The following is a 21622-nucleotide window of genomic DNA, read 5'->3' as shown; positions in this document are numbered from 1 at the left end:
TCGCACTACGCATCAAATCTTGAAACCGACGACCGGCGCCACCGATTCGTTAAACGCGGCGCTGCACGCCGAGCCGCAACGCTTCGCCCAGCGCGGCACGATCACCGTGCGCAGAATGTTCTGCAGCTTGGCCTTGTCTTCGGCGCTCGGCTCCACGACCGTCATCGGGTTGTTCGTCACCAGCGTGCCGAGATGGCAACCCTTCGCGTCGCCGATATTGCAGGCAATGCCGGCCTTCGTGCCGTCCGCGCCCAGCTTCCATTCCTGTTCCGTGATCTGCGCATAAACCGCTTCGAGGAACGAGCGCACTTCCGGCTTCAGGCCGTTCCACCAGCGCAGATTCACGAAATAGCCGCCCGTGCCCCACGAAATCGGCAGGTCGTACATCGCACGCGTGACTTCCGGCCACTTCGCCGCATTGGCCGAAAGCGCCGCCGTGATCGCACAGTCCGCCACGCCCGTGGAGAGCGCCGGATACACCTCCGGAAAGCCGATGCTGACCGACTGCGCGCCCAGCTGGCTCACCAGATCGTTCTGCGAAGGACCGAACGTGCGCACCTTGCGCGCCTTCAGGTCTTCGAGATTCTTGACGGGCTGACGGCAGAACAGCACGTTGGCCGGAAACGGATAGCTGCCGATGATTCGTACGCCGAACCGTTCCAGCTGTTTGTTCGCCTGCGGAATCACGGCATCGGTGATCTTGTGCGCCATTTCGATGGTCGGGCTCGCGCCGGCAAGGTCGACCACTTCGAGAAACGGCAGATCGCCGGAGACAGTCGCGAACGGCGCCGCGCCGATCTCGGCCTGTCCTTCGCGAATCAGGCGCAGGATGTCCGAGCCGTTCACGCTGGACTCGGCCCACGTGCTCGGCTGGAACGTCACGCGGCCGTGGCTCCATGCCGGCACCTTCTTGTAGATCGGCATTTCGACCTGCGTGTATTGCGGCAGGCTCGGCAGCGACTGCGTGATCGACGTGATCTGCACCTTGTCGCCGCCAGCGGCGAGCGCGGGATCGGCAGCCGACGCCGTTTGAATCGTGAACGCGAAACACGTGGCGAGCAGCGCCGTGATCAGAGTAAGTTTGCTACGCATTGCGGGCCATCCTTCGTATCGTGAGGAAGAAATAAGCGGCAGCCGAAGCCTCAGCCAAGACAGATTGCGCGGTCGAAATGCGTCCATTGATCCGCGCCCGACTCCGTAATCAGATAGGTATCTTCGATACCGAATCCGCCGCATACGGGGTCGAGGTACAGCGTTTCGACATTGATGACCATGTCGGCTTCGAGCGCCACGTTGCTCGATGCCGTGAAGGCCGGGCTCTCGTGATGCTCCACGCCAATCCCGTGCCCCACGTGTTCCATGCGGAAGTCGGGGATGCTGCGGCGCGCGACCTCGATGGCCTTGCGATAGATATCGGCCACGCGCACGCCCGGGCGCAGCATCGCGGCGGCTTCGCGCTGCGAGTCGAGCATGGCCGCGTACAGCACCTGCTCGCGATCGCCCGCGCGGCGCCAGAAGCGCGACACCGCCGTGTCCGCGTGATAGCCCATGTAGCGCGCGCCCAGATCGAAGCGAATCACGTCGCCCGGCGCGAGACGCCTGTCACCCGGAATGCAGTGCGAAAAGCCGCTGTCCGCGCCGAAACCGAGCACGAAGTTCGCGATGTTCTCGCCACCCTGGCGCGAGACCTCGGTGGCGTAGATCGTGCCCAGTTCGCGTTCGGTAATGCCGTCCTCGGCGCTCGCCAGCATGACCTCCACGGCGCGCTCCATGATCTCGGCGGCCTTGTGCAAGCGGCGAATTTCCTCGGGCGTTTTGACGGAGCGGATCGAACGCACGATGGCGGTGGAATCGACGAGCGTCATGCCGGGCACGTCTTCCATCAGCGCTTCGAGAATCCATTTCGGCAGATAACGCTCTTCCACGCCCACGCGCACCACGCCGTTCAGGCTCGTCAGGCACGCCTTGAGCGCGGCGCGCCAGTTGGGCATCAGGTCCACGTCGCGGTCGGTGCGGAATTCCGCGTAGCCGATCACCTTCTTCATCCAGCTGCGGCGGCGGAAATCGGGCAAGTCCCAGCCCGGCACGATGGCCACCGGTTCGATCGACGGATCGCGAAACAGCAGCGCGAGAAACGGGCGGTCGATGAACGAGAACGTGCTGGGCACGGGAAAGTCGGTTGCGTAGACGAAGTTGTTGGGCTGCGCCAGCACGATGGCGTCGAGGCCCTGCTCCGTCATCACCGCGCGGGCGCGCGCAAGATTGGCCAGCATGATCAGTTCTCCTTCCAGACGGCTTCGAACACGCGCATCGCGTTACCGCCGAGAATCGCATCGATATCGGCCGCGCTGAACCCGCGGCGCTCGAGACCCGCCGGGATCGCCGGGAATTGCTCGTGGTCTTCGAGACCTTCGGCATAGAGGTCCTCGAACTTGAAACGCCCCGTCATGCCCTTGTACATGCGGCCCGTGCTGTTTTCCCACTTGACCTTGGTGTGCGGGAAAAAGTCCGTGCCCACGCCCACGTGCTGCGGTCCGACCAGTTCGGCCACGTAGCAGAGATGGTCGAGGAATGCTTCCACGTCGGGGCGCGGCTTGTCCGGCTGCGCGCAGAACGGCGAATACGGCGAGACGCTGACCATGCCGCCCGATTCGGCGATCGCCTTGATCTGGTCGTCCTTCAGGTTGCGCACGCTCGGCGTCACGCTGTAGGCGTTCGAATGCGTGGCGATAACCGGCTGCGTGCTCGTTTCGATGATGTCGAGCGAGGTGCGATAACCGGCGTGCGTGACGTCGACGAGAATGCCGCTGCGATTCATTTCCTCCACCGCGCGCTGGCCGAGCAGCGTGAGGCCGGAGTCGACGCGCTCCATGCAACCCGCGCCGAACTGCGTCTGCTCGTTATAGGCGAGCGCCGCGACGCGCAGGCCGAGTTGCGCGAGGATCGGAATGAACACCGTGTCTTCTTCGATGAAGTGCAAACCCTGCACACCGAGAATCACGCCGATCCGTCCCGTCGCGCACGCGTCGCGCAGATCCGCGGCCGTGCGCACGTGTTTCACGCGCGTGGGCATCTGCTCGAACAGGCAGGTCCAGTCGAAGAACTCGCGCAGAATGGGGCGAATGTCGCGGGCGTAGAGGCCCATCGTCACGACGATCGCGTCGATGCCCGCGTCCATCAGCTTCTGGCCGTAAGCGGTGGGCCTGCTGCGCGGCGGATTCAACGTGGCGATCGTGCCGCCGAGCGTATCGACAACGGGCACGGTCCGGCGGGAAAGAGCGGTTTCAGACATCAGCATTCCTTAATTGAGGACGTTGGGAAGCCAGAGCGCGATCTGCGGAAAAACCATCAGGACCGCAACGGCGAGCAGGTACATGACAACGAATTTGGTGACGCCCGCGAACACGTCGCTGATCGGACCGGGCGTGGGCCGCAGCCCTTGCAGGATGTACAGGATGGTGCCTTCGGGCGGCGTGATGAGCGTGGCTTCGATCAACAGCGTGACGATCACGCCGAACCACAACGGGTCGTAGCCGAGCGTCTTGACGATGGGAAACACCACGGGAATGGTGGTGATGACCATCGCGAAGCCTTCCATGAAGGTGCCGAGCGCGAAGTAGAACAGGATGATCATGCTCATCACCGCCCACGCGGGCAGCGGCAGCCCCGCCACGAACGCGGTCATGATCTGCGGCAGACGCAGGCTCGTGAGGATGTAGCTGAGCAGGAACGCGCCGAGCAGGATCAGGCCGATCATCGCGGTCTTGCGCGCCGTGGAAACGGCGCAGGCATGCAGCATCTTCAGCGAGAGCGTGCGGTTGAGCGCCGCGAACACGGCCGCGCCCACCACGCCGAGCGCCGCCGCTTCCGTGGGCGTGGCGAGGCCGCCGTAGATCGAGCCGAGCACCAGCGCGATCAGCACCACGGCGGGCAGCAGGTGCACCAGCGCCATCAGCCGTTCGCGCAGCGGCACGCCCTTTTCGATGATCAGGCGCTTGTTGCGCAGGCCGTAAGCCACCACCACGGCCATGCACAGCAGCATCACCATGATGCCCGGCAGCAGCGAGGCGAGATACAGCTTGCCCACCGAGGTTTCTGTTAGCAGTCCGTAAATGATGAGCGTGATGCCGGGCGGAAACAGATTGCCGAGCGCGCCGCCCGCCGCCAGCGAACCGAGCACCATCTTCTTGTCGTACTTCGTGCGCTCGAAGTACGGCAGCGCGACCGAGCCCATGGTGGCCGCCGTGGCGATGCTCGAGCCGCACACGGTGGCGAACACGCCCGAGGAGACGATGTTCGCGTGCAGCAAGCCGCCCGGCAGACGCGTGACCCACATGCCGAGCGTTTTATACAGCCGCTCCGAAACCCCCGAGCGCAGCAGAATCTCGCCCATTAGCAGGAACAGCGGCACCGCGATCAGCACGTAGTTCGAACTCGTGTTCCAGGCGGTCGGACCGATGGCGAGCCAGAACGGCCGGGTGGAAAATACGAAGCCCGCGAGCAGGCCGAGAATGGCCAGCGTGGCGGCGATATACACACCCGCGGTGAACAGAAACGCGAAGATGCCGATCAGCGAGAAGATCGCGGGCAACGGCAGGTCCGTGGCGGCATGGCCGGTCAGGGCGAGGCCGCCCATCACGCCCAGCATGACGAGCAAAAAGATAACGACGATCATGATGCGGCGCGCTCCCCGGTTGGCATTTCGTGTTGTTCGGCTTCGGCTTCGTCGTGGGCGAGCAGCGCGTCGATCGCGCGCGCCTCGCCGAGCAGCAGCAGCACCAGCGTCTCGACCAGCATCGTTGCGAGCACGACGGTGAAGAACGCGAGACCGAAGGTCCAGATGGATTGCGGAATGACGAGCGGCATGGCGAGCGCGCTCAGGTCGGTGGACTGGAACATCGCCGAATCGGACGACAGATTCACGCCCGAATACGCGAGAAAGCCGATGAACACGAGCAGCAGCGTGAGCGCGATGACGTGCATGTATTGCCGCACGCGCAACGGCAGGCGCATCACCAGAATGTCGATGCGGATATGCGCGCGTTCGTACATCGTGTGAGCGAGCCCCCAGGTGATCCCGCATGCGAGCACGTAGCCGGCGATCTGCGTCGTGCTGCCCGAACTGAAGCCGAAGACTTTCCGCGAAACCACGTCGCAGGTGACGAACAGCGCGACCGCGAGATAACTCCATCCCGCGGCGGCGTTCATCCAGCTGGAAAGCCGCCCCAGACCGCGCCGCGTGGCCTGGGTGACACGAAGAATCGATCGCAGTACGCGAGGCATGCGGGCGAGACTCATGACGACAACTCCTCGACGCCGTGCGTCACGTAGTTGCGGTTCAGATACGCGGCGCCGAAGGCCCCGCTCTGCCGGTCGATCTCGACGCGCGCCGGATCGCGCTCGGCGGGGGCGCCGTAGCCGCCGCCGCCCGGCGTTTCGATGACGAGCTGCTGGTCGGCGCGCACGGGCGTCATGCCCGGCTTGGTCGGCAGGGCTTCCACCGTGCCGTCGTCGTTGCGCAGCATGAAGCGGCCGGGCGCGCCCGACTGGCCGCCCGCGAGACCCCACGCCGCGCGCACGAAACGCTCGCCCGCGCCGCTGAACATCGCCACGTGGCCCAGCGGTCGCACCACGCGACGAATGCCCAGACCGCCGCGCTGACGGCCCGCGCCCGCCGAATCCTCGATCAGCGCATAGCCTTCGATCAGCAGCGGATACTCGGTTTCGATCGCCTCGATCGGCAGGTTCGTGGTGTTCGTGAGGTAAGCCTGCACACCGTCCTTGCCGTCGCGCGTGAGACGCGCGCCGCCGCCGCCGCCGAGCGTTTCGAAGTACACGTACTCGCGGTCGCCGCCGGGATGGCGGCCGTAGAACATCGCCGCCGTGTTCGAACCGTTGGCCGCGGCCGTGACGCGTTGCGGCAGCACCGGCGCGAGCGCGCCCATCACCACGTCCACCACGCGCATGCCCGTCATCACGCGGTGCGCGACCGAAGCCGGCGCCACGGCGTTGACGATCGACGCGAGCGGCGCGGTGACTTCCACCGTGCTGATGAGGCCGTGATTGTTGGCGGCGAGCGGATCGAGCAGACACTTCAGCGCGAACGCAACGGTCGACTTCAAACCGTTCATCACGAGATTGATGTTGCCTTGCACCTGCGGCGCGGTGCCGTCGAAGTCGATGGCGATCGACGAGCCCGCGACCGTCACGCTCGCGCGGATCAGGATGTCCGTCGTGTCGATGCCGTCGCCGTCGAGATAGTCCTCGAACGTGTAGGTGCCGTCCGGAATATCGGCAATGGCGGCGCGCATGCGGCGCTCGGTGGCGCCCAGCATCAGACCGAACGCTTCCGAGAGCATCGCGCCATCGTAGCTCTGCGCGAGTTCCTCGAAGCGGCGCAGACCGAGCTTGCTCGCCGCGAACTGGGCGTTGAAGTCGCCGAGACGCTCTTCCTTCATGCGCATGTTCAGCAGCACGAGGTCGAATACGTCCTTGACCATCTCGCCGCCGGAAAAGAGGCGCACGACCGGAATGCGAATGCCTTCCTGATAAATCTCCGTGAGGCCGCTCGCCATGCTGCCGGGCCGCGCGCCGCCGATATCCGAGTGGTGCGCGATCGTGCAGATGAAGCACAGCAGCTTGCCGTCGACGAACACCGGCGCGGCCGTGTTGATGTCGGGCAGATGCGAGCCGCCGCCCTCGTACGGATCGTTGGCGATGAAGAGGTCGCCGGGGCGAATGTCGTCGAGCGGAAACTTCTCGCGCACGGCGTCGATCAGGCCGATCAAACCGCTCAGGTGAATCGGCAGCGACTGCTCGGCCTGCGCGATCAGGCGGCCGTCGACATCGATGATGGCCGTGCTGTGATCGCGGCGCTCCTTGATGTTGCCGGAGAAGGCGCTGCGCATCAGCGCGATGAAGATTTCGTCGGTGATCGAGCGCAGCGCGTTCGACAGCACTTCGAGCGTGATCGGGTCCATCACGGACGCCGCGGGTTTGTCTTGACTGATGCTGCTCATGCGCCCACCTCGAGAATCAGGTTGCCTGCTTGATCCACCACGCCGCTGTCGCCGGGATGCAGCACGATGGTGGCGTCCAGTTGTTCGATCACCGCCGGGCCGTCGATGCGGTCGCCCGGTTGCAGCGAGCCGCGCCACACGACCGTCGCGGGCACGGTGCCGGTTTGTTCGAACGTGACGTCGCGCTTTGAGCGTTCGAGCCGCGAGGCCTGCGCGGGCATGACGGGACTCGCCTTCTGCTCGCCGACCGGGTGGCGGCCGAACGAGTCGAGCCGCACGTTGACGATCTCGATGGGCGCGGCGCCCGAATTGAAGCCGTAGTTGCGTTCGTGCGCGACGAGGAACGCGGCGCGCAAGGTTTCGGCATCGGGCATTGCGGCGGGCCAGCCGGCGACCGGCACGCTCAGCTCGAAGTTCTGACCCACGTAGCGCATGTCGAGCGCGAGACGCAGTTCGCGATGCGGCTCGCCGATGGCTTCGGCGTCGAACCACGCCTGCGCCTCGTTGCGCAGCGCGGCGATATGCTCCGCGAGCTGGTCCAGCGAGGCGTTCGTGAGCGGCATCAGCACCGAGCGCACGAAGCTCTCGCGCTGCTCCGCGCCGATCAAGCCCTGCGCGCACAGCAGGCCAGGCAGTTCGGGCACGTTCACGCGGCGAATGCCGAGCGCGCGCGCCACTTCCATCGCGTGCAGCGCGCCCGCGCCGCCGAACGGCACCAGCGTGAAGTCGCGCGGATCGTGACCGCGTTCGATCGACACGCGGCGAATCGCGCGCACCATGTTCGAATTGACGATGCGGACGATGCCGAGCGCCACCGCCATCACGTCGAGACCGAGCGCTTCGGCCGGCCCGCGCAGCGCGGTTTCGGCGGCATCGACGTCCATGCGCATGCGGCCGCCCAGCAGACCGTCCGGCGAGAGACGGCCGAGATACAGATTGGCGTCGCTGACGGTGGGCAGCACGCCGCCACGGCCGTAGCACGCCGGGCCGGGCACGGCGCCCGCGCTCTGCGGACCGACCTTCAGGAGTCCGTCACGATCGAGCCAGGCGATCGAGCCGCCGCCCGCGCCCACCGCGCTGATGTCCAGCGCGGGCAGACGCACGGGGTAGCCTTCCACTTCGCGATTGCCGGTGGCTTCGGGTTCGAAATCGCGGATCAGACAGATGTCCGCGCTGGTGCCGCCCATGTCGAGCGTGATGAAGTTGCCGTCGCCCGAGGCGCGCATCGAGCGCACCGCGCCGACGATGCCGGCCGCCGGCCCCGAGAGCGCGGTACGCACCGGCAGCGCCACGGCGCGCTCCACCGACATCAGGCCGCCGCTCGACTGGTTGATGCCGATCTGCATGGCCGGCGCCTTTTCCGCCATGCCCGCCGCGAGCTCGCCCAGATACGCGGCCATCACGGGTTGCACGAACGCGTTGATGACCGTGGTCGAGAAACGCTCGAACTCGCGGAACTCGGGATGCACTTCCGAGGAAATCGACACGGGCAGATCCGGCATCGCCGCGCGCAGCGCGTCGCGCAAACGGCGCTCGTGCTCGGGGCGGCGGAACGAGAACAGCAGGCAGACCGCGCAGGCCTGCGCACCCGACGCCTCGACCTCGGCGACGACGCGCGCGATTTCCGCGTCGTCGAGCGCTTCGCGCACGCTGCCGTCGGCGGTGATACGTTCGCGCACTTCGAAGCGGCGCTCGCGCGGCACGAGCGCGGGCGGCGGATCGCGGTGCAGGTCGAACATGTGCGGGCGCACCTGGCGGCCGATTTCGAGCACGTCGCGAAAGCCCGCCGTGGTGATGAGCGCGAGCTTCGCGCCGCGGTGCTGGATCAGCGCATTGGTCGCCACGGTCGTGCCGTGCGCGAGACGCGCGACGTCGGTGGCGTCGATGCCGATGTCGGCGCAGATCTGCGCCATGCCCGCGATCATGGCCGCGGCGGGCCGCTCCGGCGTGGACGGCAACTTCGCTACGCGACGCTGATTCGTTATCTGGTTGACGGCGATGATGTCGGTGAAGGTGCCACCGACATCGATCCCGACGATCCACTCGCCGATATGCATTGGCTGCTTCCTGGTCTAGGTTGGGCAAGTTTTCAATCAACTTGCCGTTTGGTTGACCAAATAGTAGACCAGATGGACGGGGTTTCAAATCGTGTCAAAAATGTTTTCGCGGATTCTTTTTTTGACGCGATCACGACGCGAACAGGCCGCGATTAGGGCCGGAACGAACGCGATTTGTCGGGATGTGTCTCGAGCAGCGCGGGAGGGCCGCTGCGATAAGGCCGCGATCATCGAGGACGATCGGGATGAAAAACCAGGATGGCGTGCGGCTCGGGCGAGCCGCCGTGGCCGCGCGCCATGATGCGCCGCGGCCGCCTGCTGCGCGCGTTATCGCACGAAGCCTTCGTAATGCAGCAGCGTGTCGCGCGACTGGCGCAGATTGAGTTGCTTGAGGCGCGCGGCTTCGTCGGCGTCGCCGCGATTGAACGCATCGATCAGCGCGCGATACACCACCAGACCTTGCTCGGCGCGTTCGGGCAGATAGACGCTGCGCCGCGCCAGCACGGCCACGCGGTCCGCCAGCGTGCCCAGGATCTCCAGCAGCACCGGGTTGCCGGCGGCGGCATGCATGCGCCGGTCCAGCAGTTCGGTGTAACCGGCGTACTCGTCGAAGCGGCGCGCGCGCACCGTTTCCGCCACGGGACCGTTGAACAGTTCGACGAGATCGCTCCAGTCGCCGGGTTGCGTGCGTTCCGTGGCAAGGCGCGCGCACAGCGACTCGATGTTCTCCCTCACTTCGTAGATGGCGGTGATGTCGGCGGCGCCCAGCCGCACGACTTCGGCGCCCCGATTGGGATAACGCACGATCAGATGGCGCCGCGTCAGGTCGCTCAGCGCGTCCCGCACGACGGCGCGCGAAACGCCGAACTCCGCCGCGATTTGACGCTCGACCAGGCGCTGGCCGGGCGTCAACACCTGTCGGACGATGCGCTCTCTCAGTTCCGAAATGACTTCGGCGAGGTTCTTGCCCGCTTCGTCGTCGTTGAGATCGTCGGACACATTAGTGGACGGTTCGGGATTCATGCACAGGAGTTGGAAAATGGTTGACCAAATAGAATACCATATTTGATCTTTTTCATTTCCCGCTTAAATCGCGCGTCGCCCGGCATGGCCACGCCAACGTTGCACGCGGCAGCCTCGTTGCGGATAGCACGCCAGGCAAGTGACGAAGGTGGCGCCTGCAACCAGTTTGAAACCGCATCGCTACGTGAACGCGAAGTTAAATCTTCTTCATCTTTCTGCGCGGCTTCCGTTAGCCCGCGATGACTAAGCTGGTCTCACCGGCGCAACACCGCGCCGCTGCCCCAACCCTCGGAGAACCCCCGATGAAAGTCATCCTCGCCGCCGTCGCCCTCACCGCCCTCGCCAGCTCCGCCACCGCGTTCGCGCGAACGCCCGCCACGCACGCGACGGTGCCGGCCGCGCACGCCGCGCGCTGGGTGCCGCCGTACGGCACGCCCGTTGCCGGTGAAACGCGCGCCGAGGTTTATCACGATCTGATTCGCGCGGAACAGGACGGTCAACTCAAGTATCTCGACGCCACGCTGTACGCGCACTCGTAAGCCGCGCAGGGCCTCGAATGCGCAGCGGTAACGCGCCGTGACCCGCCCGTACCCCGCACTGTGCGCCGCGCACCGCGATCCGCCAACGCCGCCACGGCACCCGCCCGGCTTCGCCGGTAGAATCGCGGGACCTGGCGGCACGTCCTGCTTTCAGAATCCCGTCAACGCAACGTTGGCTCGCCGCCTTATCAGGTATCAGGAGAGTCCATGCGTAGCGTTCGAAATGGGGTGTGTGCCGTGGCCGCTGGCCTCGCAACCGGTCTGTGCGCGAGCGCATTGAGTCTGTGCTTCGCCGGCACGGCACACGCCGATGTGGTGGCTTCCTGGCAGTCGATTCCCGCACCGCCGCCGCCCGCCCTCAAACCCGTTACCGTCACCGATCCCGCGCACACCGCGCTATTGCTGCTCGACTTCGACACCAACACCTGCAACGAAAAAGAACGCCCCAACTGCGTGGCCTCGTTGCCGCATGTCGCCGAGCTGTTGCACGAAGCGCGCGACGCCAACCTGATGACCATCTACAGCCTGACCAGCACGGGCACGCTGGCCGCCGTCCCGCCGGTGATCGCGGCAAAGGGCGACGAGACCGTCGTGCAGTCGGGCGTCGACAAATTCTTCAACACGAATCTCGAAGCGGCGCTGAAAGCGCGCGGCATTCAAACGGTTATCGTCACCGGCACGGTCGCGCACGGCGCGGTGCTGTACACGGCAAGCGCGGCGGCGTTGCGTGGCTTCAAGGTCGTGGTGCCCGTCGACGGCATGTCGAGCAAGGAGCCCTTCGGCGAACTCTCGGCCGCGTGGATCATGGCCAATGCGCCGGCCGGCGTGAGCAAGAACATCACCCTCACGCGCTCCGGCATGATTCAATTTCCGCACTGAGTTCGCACGAGGCACGCGCCTCGTGTTTCGACAACATCGGGCGATGCCAGCACAGCCCAGGGAGTTCGCACCGTGAGCGATCACCACGCCGACGCCTTCCAGCGCGTCCACCCCAATGCGCTGCGAGACTTCGTCAGCGCGGTCTATCGAACCCAGGGCGCCGCGGCGGAAGACGCCTTGATTGCCGCCGACGCCATGGTGCAGGCCGACCTCTGGGGACATCAGTCACACGGCGTGCTGCGCCTCGGCTGGTACTACGCGCGGCTACGCTCGGGCGCCATGCGGGCGCAAACCCAGCTGGGTTTTCCCGTCGATGCGGGCGCGATCGCCGTGATGGACGGCGGCGACAGCATTGGCCCCGTCGTGGCCAAGCATGCGGCGCTCGACGCGATCCGGCGCGCGAAGGCGCATGGCATTGGCGCGGTGTCGGTGCGCAACTCGAACCACTTCGGCACCTGCATGTACTTCACGCGCATGGCCGCGCAGCAGGACTGCATCATGTTGTGCACGACCAACGGCGGCCCGAACATGGCGCCCTGGGGCGGCCTCAAGAAGCTGATCGGCACGAATCCGTGGTCGGTGGCCGTGCCTGCGGGCCGCTACGCGCCGCTCATCATGGACGTCGCCAATTCGGGTGTCGCGCGCGGCAAGATCTTCCTCGCGCAAACGCGTCACGAGGCGATTCCCGAAGGCTGGGCCATCGACGCGAAAGGCCGCCCGACGACCGACCCCGAAGCGGCGCTCGAGGGCTTCATCCTGCCGATGGCCGGTCACAAGGGTTACGCGATCGGCGCGATCGTCGACGTGCTCTCGGGCGTGTTGTCGGGCAGCGGCTTTCTCGACGAAGTGCATGGCCCTTACGACCCGGTGAACCGCAGCCGCGCGGGGCATTTGATGATCGTGCTGAACGTCGCGGCGTTTCAGCCGCTCGACGCATTCCATGCGCGCATGGAACGTTTTATCGACACGCTGAAGGCCGTGCCGCTCGCCGAAGGCGCGGAAGAAGTGTTTTATCCGGGCGAGAAGGAAGCGCGCGCGCACGAGACCAATCTCGCGCAAGGCATTGTGTTGCCGCACGACACGATTGCCGGACTGGACGCGGTTGCCGCTGAATCGGGCGTGACGCCGGTCGCGCGCGAATGAGCGATCGCACAGGAATTAATACGCGACGATAGCGGGAAAATAACCGGGATTGTCGATCACAAAATCCGCTTCCTGACATTTCTGCCAGTATTGGCTTATTGAAGCGACGGGTAATCGCCATTCACGGCGCTTATTCCAGCCTCATTACATTGCGCCTACGCCAAACTAACCAATGACATCGAGCCGGCTTTCCGGAAGCCGTTCGCCGTCTCGCGCACGCCACCCAAACCGAAATGGCGCATTAAGGAATCCCGTGCTTACCCTGATTTAAGTGCGCGTTGAGTAGTGGCATTCTAAAAATCGTGAGTTCCGTTTAATAAAATCCGGCAGCGGGAATGCGCAACGGTAATGCGTTTGCGCTCGACTGGTGGAGACATTTTGCCCAATGGGTATGACTCGCGGGAAACCGGGCAATAACTCGCCGATCCGACTAGCGTCGTTTTAATAAATCTAAAAACACCAATCTCATGAAAAGACCACTCATTATGTTCGCCGCGCTCGGTGCGCTGGCCAGTACCGCGCACGCGCAAGGCAGCGTCACGCTGTACGGGATCATCGACGAAGGTCTGGACATGGTCACCAACAACAAAGGTGGCCACGTTTATCAAATGGCGTCGAGCGTGATGCAGGGCAATCGCTTCGGCCTGCTCGGTTCGGAAGATCTCGGCGACGGCATGAAAGCGATCTTCACGCTCGAAAACGGCTTCAATCTGAATAGCGGCGCCCTGAGCCAGAACGGCCTGATGTTCGGCCGCCAGGCGTTCGTCGGGCTGTCCACGCGCTACGGCACGGTCACGCTCGGCCGCCAGTACGATTCGGTGTTCGATTACGCCGCGCCGCTCGCGGCCGGCCAACTGGGCGCGGGCGTGTATGGCGCGCACCCGGGCGACCTCGACAACTCGAACATCGACTATCACGACAACAACACCATCAAGTACGCGAGCCCCTCGTTCGGCGGTTTCAAATTCGGCGGCACGTACAGTCTGGGCGGCACGGCCGGCAACTTCACGAACAACCAGATCTGGTCGCTCGGCGCGTCGTATAACCAGGGCCCGGTCGCGCTCGGCGCGGCCTACCTGAACGCGCGCAATCCGGGCACGGGCATGTTCAGCACGTCCGCTTCGAGCTTGCCCGAAACCCTGATGACGCCGATCTACTCCGGCTTCATGAGCGCGAACACGTTTCAGATCATCGACTTCGGCGGCGCCTATACGTTCGGCCCGGCAACGCTCGGCGTGACCTACACGAACGCCAAATTCATGGACCTCGGCAGCAATGCCATGCCGACCGGCGCGAAAGGACCGGCCTCGGGTTACGCGAGAAATAGCACGGCAACCTTCAACGACTGGCAGGTCAATCTGCAGTACCGCTTCTCGACGGCGCTGCGCTTTCTCGCGGCCGCCGACTACGTCAATCGCAACGGCTTGACGGAGCAGAACGGGCAATCGGTCGAAGGCGCGAAGTATCTGCAGTACGACGCCTCGCTCGACTACTCGCTCTCCAAGCGCACCGACGTCTACGTGATGGCGCTGTACCAGCGCGCGATCGGTCAGGATTCGACCGGCGGCGCGGCGGTCGCGGCTATCACCGACACCACGGCCATTTCCTCGAACGGCAAGCAGTTCGTCGGGCGCGTGGGGATTCGTCACAAGTTCTGAGCGTAGCTGTCGTTGCGCTGTGTCGTTGCGCCTTGTCGTTGCTTCGGCGACAGGACGACACACCGCCCGGCAATGAAAAACGCCGCTGCGAGTTGAATCGCAGCGGCGTTTTTCGTCGACGTTAGCGCTTTGCAGCGTTTAGATCGCCTTCACGACAGGCTGCGTGGCAGCCGGGTCCGTCGTGCTGACCTTGCCCGTTTCCAGGTGGCCCGCGATACGGCGCGACCACGCGGCGTTGCCGGCCACGGACACCATCAGGTCGTACCACTGCGCGCTGCACGAAAGATCGCAGTGCACTTCCACGCTCTGGCCCGCGGGCACCGTCACCGTTTGCGGCGCCTGCGCGTAGGCGTTATCGGCCACGGTCACCGTGAGTGCCGCCGTGCCGCTGTTCGCGAGCGCGAGATACACGTTGCCGTTCGCCACGTCGTAGCACGTCGTGACGTCGGGGTACGCGGCGGCATCGGCGGAAACCGAACCCGCGAAGCGCCGATAGAAACCGTTCGGACCGTACACGTTGACCATGTAGTTGCCGTTCGCATCCACCGCCCAGGTGTCCGACAAGGACTTGCCCGCTTCCACCGTGTAATGGCGCGGCGTGGCGTTGGCGTCGCCCGTGTAGACCCAGAAGTGCGCGCCCTGCTTGCCCGTGTTCGCGAACGTGACCGTGTAACCGGTCGGCTGCAACTGGCCATTCACGTGCAGTTCGTACGGAATCGCGCGCGTCGGGCGCGTGCCCGCTTCCTGCGCGGCGATCGCTTGCGTGGCACCGCTGGCGGGCGCCGTCTGCGAGGTCGGACGCGCGCATTGCAGGTCGGCCTGCGAGATATAGTTCGACGTGCTCGGCAGCGTCGGCACGGTCGGGTCGGACACGGTGAAGTCGAACGTGGTCGTGAGGTCGCCGCAGACCGCGCGACGCCATGGCGAAATGTTCGGCTCCTTCACGCCAAAACGCTGCTCGATGAATTGCAGCACCGAGGTGTGATCGAACACCTGCGAATTCACGTAGCCGCCCTTCGACCACGGCGACACCACGAACATCGGCACGCGCGGTCCGAGGCCGTACGGCAGGCCGTCGGCGGTATAGGTGCCCTGTTGCGTGGCGGTCACCACCGTGTGACGCTCGAGCGAAATGTCCACCGTGCTCGCGCCCGTGTACGGCAGCGTGGGCGCCTGCGGCGGCACGACGTGATCGAAGAAGCCGTCGTTCTCGTCGTACATGATGAACAGCACGGTTTTTGCCCACACGTCGGGGTTCGACGTGAGCGCGTCGAGTATCGTCGCGATGTAGTTCGCGCCGTAGAGCGGCGTGAACTTCGGATGCTCCGAATACGCGGCGGGCGGCAACAGCCACGACACTTGCGGCAGATTGCCCGCCTGCACGTCGGTCTTCAGCTGCGCGAGCGTGCGCGTGCTCATGCCGCGCGTTTGCAGCGAGGAACCGGCCGGCGCGTTCACGAAATTCTGGAAGCACGCGAGCATGTTGGTGCCGTAATTGCCCGTGTAATTGTCGAAGTCCGTGCCTTGCTGGTAGATCTGCCACGACACGCCCGCCGTTTCCAGGCGCTCTGGATACGTGGTCCACGTGAAGGGATTGAGCTTGATCGTGTCGAACTGGTTGTCGACGTAGTCGATGTTGTCGAGCAACGGACCGCCGCCCGTGCCGAGCGGGTCGACCATGCCCGTCATCAGGTACATGCGGTTCGGGTGCGTGTTGCCGGGAATCGAGCAGAAGTAGTTGTCGCACACGGTGAACGCGTCGGCGAGCGCGTAGTGAAACGGAATGTCGTCGCGCGTGTGATACCCCATCGTCATGTTGGTTTTCTGCGTGGCCCACATGTCGGCGCGACCGCCGTCGATGGCGCCATGCGTCGTCGCCCACGTATGCGGCAGCCCGCCGATACATTGCGCGTTGATCGACGGATTGGTCGTGTCGTAGCGGAACGGCGCGATCACCTGGCTCTTGTTTTCCTGACGCGGCTGGAACCAAACCGGCTGGCCGTTGGGCAGCGTCGTCGGAAAGCGGTCGTTATAGCCGCGCACGCCCGAGAGGTGACCGAGGTAGTGGTCGAACGAGCGGTTTTCCTGCATGAACACCACGATGTGCTGCACATCCTGGATCGTGCCGGTGACTTTCGCCGGTTCGATCGCGAGCGCCTTGCGAATGGCGTCGGGGAACATCGCGCTGGCGGCGGTCGCACCGGCGAGCCCCGCTGAGAGCTTCAGAAAGTCGCGTCTGGAGTTGATGGCCATGGAACGGTTCGTAGAGTGAGGGCGGCAGTTGTTTTATCGGCGGGCGGCGGGCGGCGAGCGGCGAGCGGCGCGCAACAAAGGGCGACGGCAGCGGCGCAGCGACATCGACATGAGCGATCGACGTGAAGCGGGCATCGCAACGGCGCGCGGTGCGCAGCTAGCCGCGCGTCAGGATTTCGGTTGCGTGAAGCCGGGCGGGCAATGCATCTCGGTGTTGGCGAGCGCCGCGCCGCCGCAGGCGGCCTTGGCGCTGGCCGCCGTGGCGGAATTGGCGTGGTCGTCGCCGTTGCACGCGCCGAGCGCGGCGGTGGCGACGAGCGCGCCAAGCGTGACCAGGAGCCGAAGTGCCGGCGTCTGCATGAGTGTTCTCCTCGAAGGCGAGCGGAATCAGCGGACGCGAGGCGCGTCCGTGGCGAGCGCCAGGGGGTGCGATCGCCACGGAACGATAATTTCTAAATGTTACATACCGTCCGGATTAAACTTTCTATTGCCTTTCTATTCACCTGCCGGGCTGGCGCCGCGCGCATCGCGATCGAAGGGATCATTTAGGGCTGATTGAAAGTCGGCAAGCGCCGCGCAAAAGAAAAAAGCCGCATCGAGCGGCTCTTTCGGAAAGCGTCAAGGCAAACTCACGGCGCAAGCAGCGCCGCGATTTCGTTGGTCCAGTACGCGGGCAACGCGAGATAGGGATTCGCGCCCGTGAGCGACGTCACGTACAAACCGCCCGCGCCGTGCGACTTCGCGTAGGCGACCACGCCCGGCAATTGCGCGGCGTTCACGTTGAACACCATATGCACGAAGCGGCTCTTCGGGTACGACGCCTGCCAGGCGAGCGGCTTGTAACTCGTATAACTTCTCACGTCGCTTTCGAACACCACGAAGCGATCGGCGGTGGGCAAACTCGCGTAAAGCTCGGGCACGTTCACGCCCGGATTGCCCATGACCGTGTACGTCGGCTTGAGGCCTTTGATGTAGTTGTAAATCGACTGGTAGTACTGAATATGTGCCGTGAGCGCATCCGAGGTCATTTCGTCGATAAAGAAGCCGTCGACGGTATAGAACGCGAGATACTTGTTGATGTCGGCCACCACCGCCGAAAGCGGGCGCTTCGAGTACGACGTGGAGACATACGCCAGCACCTTGCCGCCCGCCACATTCAAGCGCTTGATCGCGGCAACGTAGTTCGCATCCTGGCTGGTGCCCGGACCGTTGTTGGGATTCAGGATCGCGCTGACCGGAATTTTCAGCGCGGCGGCGGTCAGGATATTCCAGCCGGCAACATTCTTCGCGGCATCGAAATACGAAGGCACGACCAGCCCGACCTGCGTGCTCGCCGCGCTGACCGCCGTGGCCACGCTGGTTGCCGCCACTGCCGCGCCCGACCCCAGCGCCGCGCCGCAAAACAAGACCGACGACAAGACTGCGCCCACTACCCGGTTGACCTTCATTGAGTTTCCTTATGCCGCTTTGCGTGGCTTGTTTGTCGCTTGATTGTCGCTTGTTTGCCGCTCGTCCGTTGAGACTTAGACCGCTTTCGACGGCCGCTCAGGCTCTCTCCGGACAGATTAACGGCGCGGCCAACTCATTCTTTAGCAAAGGATTTTCGGGCCAGAAAGGCTAAGGAAACGGCTGAGCGACAACGCCATGCCGGGCGCATAACGCTGTCATTCTGCGACGGGGCATCGCGCGATTTCCCGTGCTGTCCAAAGCCGCCGAATACGGGTGGCAACGCGCGGTGGCGCGACATGACGACGAAAAAAACCGGCGTCAGTCGAACATGTGCGCGATCTGCGAGCCCACTTCGCTCATGTTCTTTTTCGTGGCCTCCCAGCCCGACTTGACCTTGTCGAGCGTGCTCTTCTGCTTCTCGCCCACGTCGGTGCCGCGCTCGCTGAAGTACGACACCTGATTCAGATACAGCAGGCCGACCGCCGTATAGTCGCCGGTACCGCTCACGACCGGATCGTGCAGATACTTCTGGAACAACGGCACGAGCGAGGCGGGCAGCGGCAGGATCGCGTTGTCCCACGCGGCGAGCCATTTGCGCTCGACGTTCTGCGCGTCCTTCGCGCCCTGCGGCACGATGCCAACTTTAGCGACCATGTACGCGTTGTTCATCATCACCGCGTCGTCGCTGCTGCGCTCGCGCATGGCTTTCACGTCGTGGTCGATTTTCGTCTTCAGCGTGCCGAGGTGTTCGCGCTGGGTTTTCAGGTCGTCGTTGAGCGAGGTCGTGGCGCCGAGCCGGGTCTGCCATTTCTCGTCGGCCTCGCGGTCTTGATCCGAGTCGTAGGTCGTGAATGGAATGCCGTCGGCCGTGTACGAGACATGCTTGCCCGCCACCGGCTCCTCGCCGCGCACCTGGGACAGCAGATCGGCCGCGCGCGCGATGGCCGCGTCCACCGACTTTTGCGCCTCGGCCCAGAAGCCGGGCAGATTCTTCTGCGCGTAGCCCACCCAGTGCAGCAACGCCATGTGATGCGCCTTCAACTGGTCGTCGATGCTCTCGGTTGCGGCGCCGCCCAGCGTGCCGACATAGGCGAGATAAGGCTGGTGCAATTTCAGCGCTTCGGCCACGCCGTCTGTCGCCTGGAAGAAACGGCTTTGCACGTCGGGCGCGATTTCCTGCAACGTCATCGCCTGGCCGTCGCGCGTCTTGAAGCCCGGCTTGGCGGGCGTACCGAAAAACGGCACGCCCCAGTCGATCGCGTGCGCATACATCGCCAGCAGCGACGCACGGGCGAAGTCGGCGTGGCGCCCGTCTTCGCCATCGACATAGCCGCCCGAGACGTCTTCGTGAATCCCGGCCACGACGATCTGCTTGACGCGGTCGTTGCCGCTGTTGAGCGAGAGCCGTTGCCACGGCCGATTTTCCTGGCCCGCGATCAGATGCAGCCCGCCCGCGAATCCTGCCAGTTGCAGATCGCGGTCGTCCATGTTGACGGTGGGTGAAACGGGCGAGAAGAACCACAACGGGTTGTTCGGCGCGAAGAAGCTGGTCTGCGCGGTGGGCTCGAAGAACTCCAGCTCGCTGCCGCTCATCGCGTGCATGGCGTCGAAGAGACCGATGTACTGGAGCTTGACGCTGACTTCGTACTTCACGCCGTTGATGTCGCCTTTGACCGACGAAGGCGCGGCGTTCGCGAACGCCTTGGCGAGCGCGCCGCCGCGCCCGCAACCGAACACCGAGACGAAGATTTCCTGCACGGGCCGCTCGGCCTGCTGCCGCGTGACGGCGTCCTTGACCGCGAGTTCCAGTTCTTCCTTGGCCGTTTCCAGACGGATGTCGGGGCCGAGATTCATGAGTTGGGACAGCCAGGCGTTGTCGCGGGTGGCGGGAATCAGGTCGATACTCACACCGGCCGCGAGCTTGACGATGGCCTTCTTCGAGACCAACGACTTTATCGAGGTTCGCTTGATCTTGCCGACCGACTCGCGCAACGCGGACTTCAATTCGTCCACGGCTACCGTCGCCGCCTTGCGGCGCATTTCGCCCGCCTCGGCCGCGAGCCCGCGCGCCACGGCTTTCTGCGCGCGCGCCTTGCCGCTCTGGGCCGCCGCGCGGCGCACGCGCCCCGCCTTTTGCTCCAGTTGACGCGCTCGCGCCGCCAGCGCGGCCCGCTTTTGCGCGACCGTGCGGTTGAAGTTCACGTAGAGATTCTTCGCGTCTTTCGCCTTCTCTTTCGCCTCGTCCTTGACCGCGTCCTTCACGGAATCCTTGGCGTGGTCCTTGGCCGCGTCCTCGTACTTGTCGAGCGCCAGCGCGAACGCCGCTTCGGCCGTGTCGTCGAACGGCGTGCCGAGCCCGGAATAGTAGAACGCATGCACCCAGTCCGCCGGTCGCGACGGATGCGCGCGAAACAGTCTGGCGACATTCGAAAGCCGGTCGACGCTCTCGTCGGCCGTTTCGTTACGCCCGAGATCGTCGAAGAAAAACGAAGCGTAAACGCGCTGCCGGCAGGTCTTGCAGGTCGGCGGCGTGGGTTGCGCGGCCTTCGCCGCGCGCTGCATGACTTCGCGCTCTGCGGGGCTTTCGTCGAACAGACCGTATTCCATGACGTCCTCGGGTTGCGGGTGGCGTGACTGCGGTTTCAGTGCGCTTTGCAGGGGGTGAACATGTCCTTGCACACCTCGGCGAGATGTTTCGCGTGCGCATCCTGCGCCTCGAGCTCGGTTTCGTCGTAATGCTTCTGTTCGGCCGCGAGCCGCTTCCAGGTGGCGTCCGGCACGGTCTGGAGATACGCCATGATGGCGCGCGGGTTGCCCCTGCGCGCGTCCAGCCCCGGCGCGATCGACGGATCTTCGGCAAAGCCCGCGTTCACTTTCAGGGCGCGCATGCTGAAGTCATAGAGATCCGCTTCGGAGCGCAAGCCGAGCAGCCAGCCGCGAATGATGGCGTGCGAGAATCGCTCGGAAAATACGTCGCGCCCTTGCACCTTGGGGTAATTGAGAATGAAATCCAGCGACTCGTTGTGGATGCGGTCCATGATCCGCGAATACGGAATGGGGCCGCGGTCGCGCTCCGAAACCAGCTTGCCCTGCACGCTGCCGTCGGGCAGGAAATAGACTTCGAGAATGCGCGCCTTCGGATCGCTCGGCGCGGGAAACGGCGCGGTGCGCGTGATGAACGGCGGCTCGGGATCGCCCCGCTTCCAGTCGGGCTTCGCCGTCCAGAGCTGGTATTTCACGGTCATTGTCTTGCCACCCACGCGGTAGCAGCAGGTCGAGCCGCTACCCTCGCCGCCCGAGTACGCCAGCCCCGGCATGTTCGCGCCGCTGGCCGAGCCCGCGTCGGTCTCCACCGTGAAACGGTCGATCGGAAGCGCGTTGTAGTTGAAGCCGGTGACGCTGACCGCCCACGATTTCGCCTGCGCCCAAGCCGGCACCAGCAACACGCACGATGCGGCCGCGAACGCGACGCCGGCCCGAAAAATACGCTGCTTCAAATCCATACCGCTCCTGATTGACTGAATGACGGCCGCTCCGGTTAGGGCGAACGGCCTGCGTGGTTCCGCTTGTTTTGCGCGTGGTTTCCGCGCCGCGTCCTTCAC

Annotated in this window: 17 protein-coding genes; 4 read left to right on the top strand and 13 right to left on the bottom strand. The window is 64.7% G+C overall.

Features of this window, described 5'->3' with window-relative positions:
* Positions 1 to 12 precede the first annotated feature (12 nt).
* The 8 genes from FAZ98_RS30240 to FAZ98_RS30205 form a co-directional block, all read right to left on the bottom strand.
* Positions 13 to 1092, bottom strand: coding sequence for a TRAP transporter substrate-binding protein (locus tag FAZ98_RS30240; RefSeq protein ID WP_158957215.1), 1080 nt, complete (start codon positions 1090 to 1092; stop codon positions 13 to 15).
* A gap of 50 nt (positions 1093 to 1142) precedes the next feature.
* Positions 1143 to 2273 (bottom strand): M24 family metallopeptidase, encoded by a 1131-nt coding sequence (locus tag FAZ98_RS30235; protein ID WP_158957213.1) that lies wholly within the window; start codon positions 2271 to 2273, stop codon positions 1143 to 1145.
* A 2-nt stretch (positions 2274 to 2275) separates the two neighbouring features.
* Positions 2276 to 3292, bottom strand: coding sequence for a dipeptidase (locus FAZ98_RS30230; protein ID WP_158957211.1), 1017 nt, complete (start codon positions 3290 to 3292; stop codon positions 2276 to 2278).
* Positions 3293 to 3301: 9 nt separating this feature from the next.
* On the bottom strand, positions 3302 to 4675 hold the full coding sequence (locus FAZ98_RS30225; RefSeq protein WP_158957209.1) for a TRAP transporter large permease: 1374 nt from the start codon (positions 4673 to 4675) through the stop codon (positions 3302 to 3304).
* Complete coding sequence (locus tag FAZ98_RS30220) at positions 4672 to 5298, bottom strand: TRAP transporter small permease subunit (RefSeq protein ID WP_158957207.1); 627 nt, start codon at positions 5296 to 5298, stop codon at positions 4672 to 4674. Before FAZ98_RS30220 ends, FAZ98_RS30225 begins: the two co-directional genes overlap by 4 nt.
* Positions 5295 to 7019: a hydantoinase B/oxoprolinase family protein gene (locus FAZ98_RS30215; RefSeq protein ID WP_158957205.1), complete on the bottom strand. Its 1725-nt coding sequence runs from the start codon at positions 7017 to 7019 to the stop codon at positions 5295 to 5297. The genes FAZ98_RS30220 and FAZ98_RS30215 overlap by 4 nt, the downstream gene beginning before the upstream one ends.
* The gene (locus FAZ98_RS30210) at positions 7016 to 9076 is read right to left on the bottom strand and encodes a hydantoinase/oxoprolinase family protein (protein WP_158957203.1); all 2061 of its coding nucleotides are present in this window, start codon (positions 9074 to 9076) and stop codon (positions 7016 to 7018) included. The genes FAZ98_RS30215 and FAZ98_RS30210 overlap by 4 nt, the downstream gene beginning before the upstream one ends.
* A gap of 327 nt (positions 9077 to 9403) precedes the next feature.
* Positions 9404 to 10075 (bottom strand): GntR family transcriptional regulator, encoded by a 672-nt coding sequence (locus FAZ98_RS30205; protein WP_158957201.1) that lies wholly within the window; start codon positions 10073 to 10075, stop codon positions 9404 to 9406.
* A 326-nt stretch (positions 10076 to 10401) separates the two neighbouring features.
* On the opposite strand from FAZ98_RS30205, the gene FAZ98_RS30200 reads away from it, so the two are divergent.
* The 4 genes from FAZ98_RS30200 (at position 10402) to FAZ98_RS30185 (ending at position 14318) form a co-directional block, all read left to right on the top strand.
* Complete coding sequence (locus FAZ98_RS30200) at positions 10402 to 10638, top strand: DUF4148 domain-containing protein (protein WP_158957199.1); 237 nt, start codon at positions 10402 to 10404, stop codon at positions 10636 to 10638.
* Between the two features lie 207 nt (positions 10639 to 10845).
* Positions 10846 to 11517: an isochorismatase family protein gene (locus tag FAZ98_RS30195; protein ID WP_158957197.1), complete on the top strand. Its 672-nt coding sequence runs from the start codon at positions 10846 to 10848 to the stop codon at positions 11515 to 11517.
* Between the two features lie 72 nt (positions 11518 to 11589).
* On the top strand, positions 11590 to 12660 hold the full coding sequence (locus tag FAZ98_RS30190; RefSeq protein WP_158957195.1) for an Ldh family oxidoreductase: 1071 nt from the start codon (positions 11590 to 11592) through the stop codon (positions 12658 to 12660).
* A gap of 467 nt (positions 12661 to 13127) precedes the next feature.
* Positions 13128 to 14318 carry a porin gene (locus FAZ98_RS30185; RefSeq protein ID WP_158957193.1) on the top strand — a complete coding sequence of 397 codons (1191 nt, stop codon included), beginning with the start codon at positions 13128 to 13130 and terminating at the stop codon, positions 14316 to 14318.
* 138 nt (positions 14319 to 14456) lie between these two features.
* On the opposite strand, the gene FAZ98_RS30180 is transcribed toward FAZ98_RS30185, so the two are convergent.
* The 5 genes from FAZ98_RS30180 to FAZ98_RS30160 all read right to left on the bottom strand — a co-directional run bounded on the left by FAZ98_RS30180 (position 14457) and on the right by FAZ98_RS30160 (position 21622).
* Complete coding sequence (locus FAZ98_RS30180) at positions 14457 to 16571, bottom strand: phosphocholine-specific phospholipase C (protein ID WP_158957191.1); 2115 nt, start codon at positions 16569 to 16571, stop codon at positions 14457 to 14459.
* 168 nt (positions 16572 to 16739) lie between these two features.
* Positions 16740 to 16931 (bottom strand): hypothetical protein, encoded by a 192-nt coding sequence (locus FAZ98_RS30175; RefSeq protein ID WP_158957189.1) that lies wholly within the window; start codon positions 16929 to 16931, stop codon positions 16740 to 16742.
* Positions 16932 to 17200: 269 nt separating this feature from the next.
* Positions 17201 to 18019: a spherulation-specific family 4 protein gene (locus FAZ98_RS30170; RefSeq protein ID WP_158957187.1), complete on the bottom strand. Its 819-nt coding sequence runs from the start codon at positions 18017 to 18019 to the stop codon at positions 17201 to 17203.
* Positions 18020 to 18338: 319 nt separating this feature from the next.
* Positions 18339 to 20627, bottom strand: coding sequence for a hypothetical protein (locus tag FAZ98_RS30165; protein ID WP_158957185.1), 2289 nt, complete (start codon positions 20625 to 20627; stop codon positions 18339 to 18341).
* Between the two features lie 35 nt (positions 20628 to 20662).
* Complete coding sequence (locus tag FAZ98_RS30160; protein WP_158957184.1) at positions 20663 to 21622, bottom strand: hypothetical protein; 960 nt, start codon at positions 21620 to 21622, stop codon at positions 20663 to 20665.

The organism is Paraburkholderia acidisoli (genome assembly GCF_009789675.1).
Lineage (GTDB): Bacteria > Pseudomonadota > Gammaproteobacteria > Burkholderiales > Burkholderiaceae > Paraburkholderia > Paraburkholderia acidisoli.
This window is presented reverse-complemented; position numbering and strand designations above follow the sequence as displayed.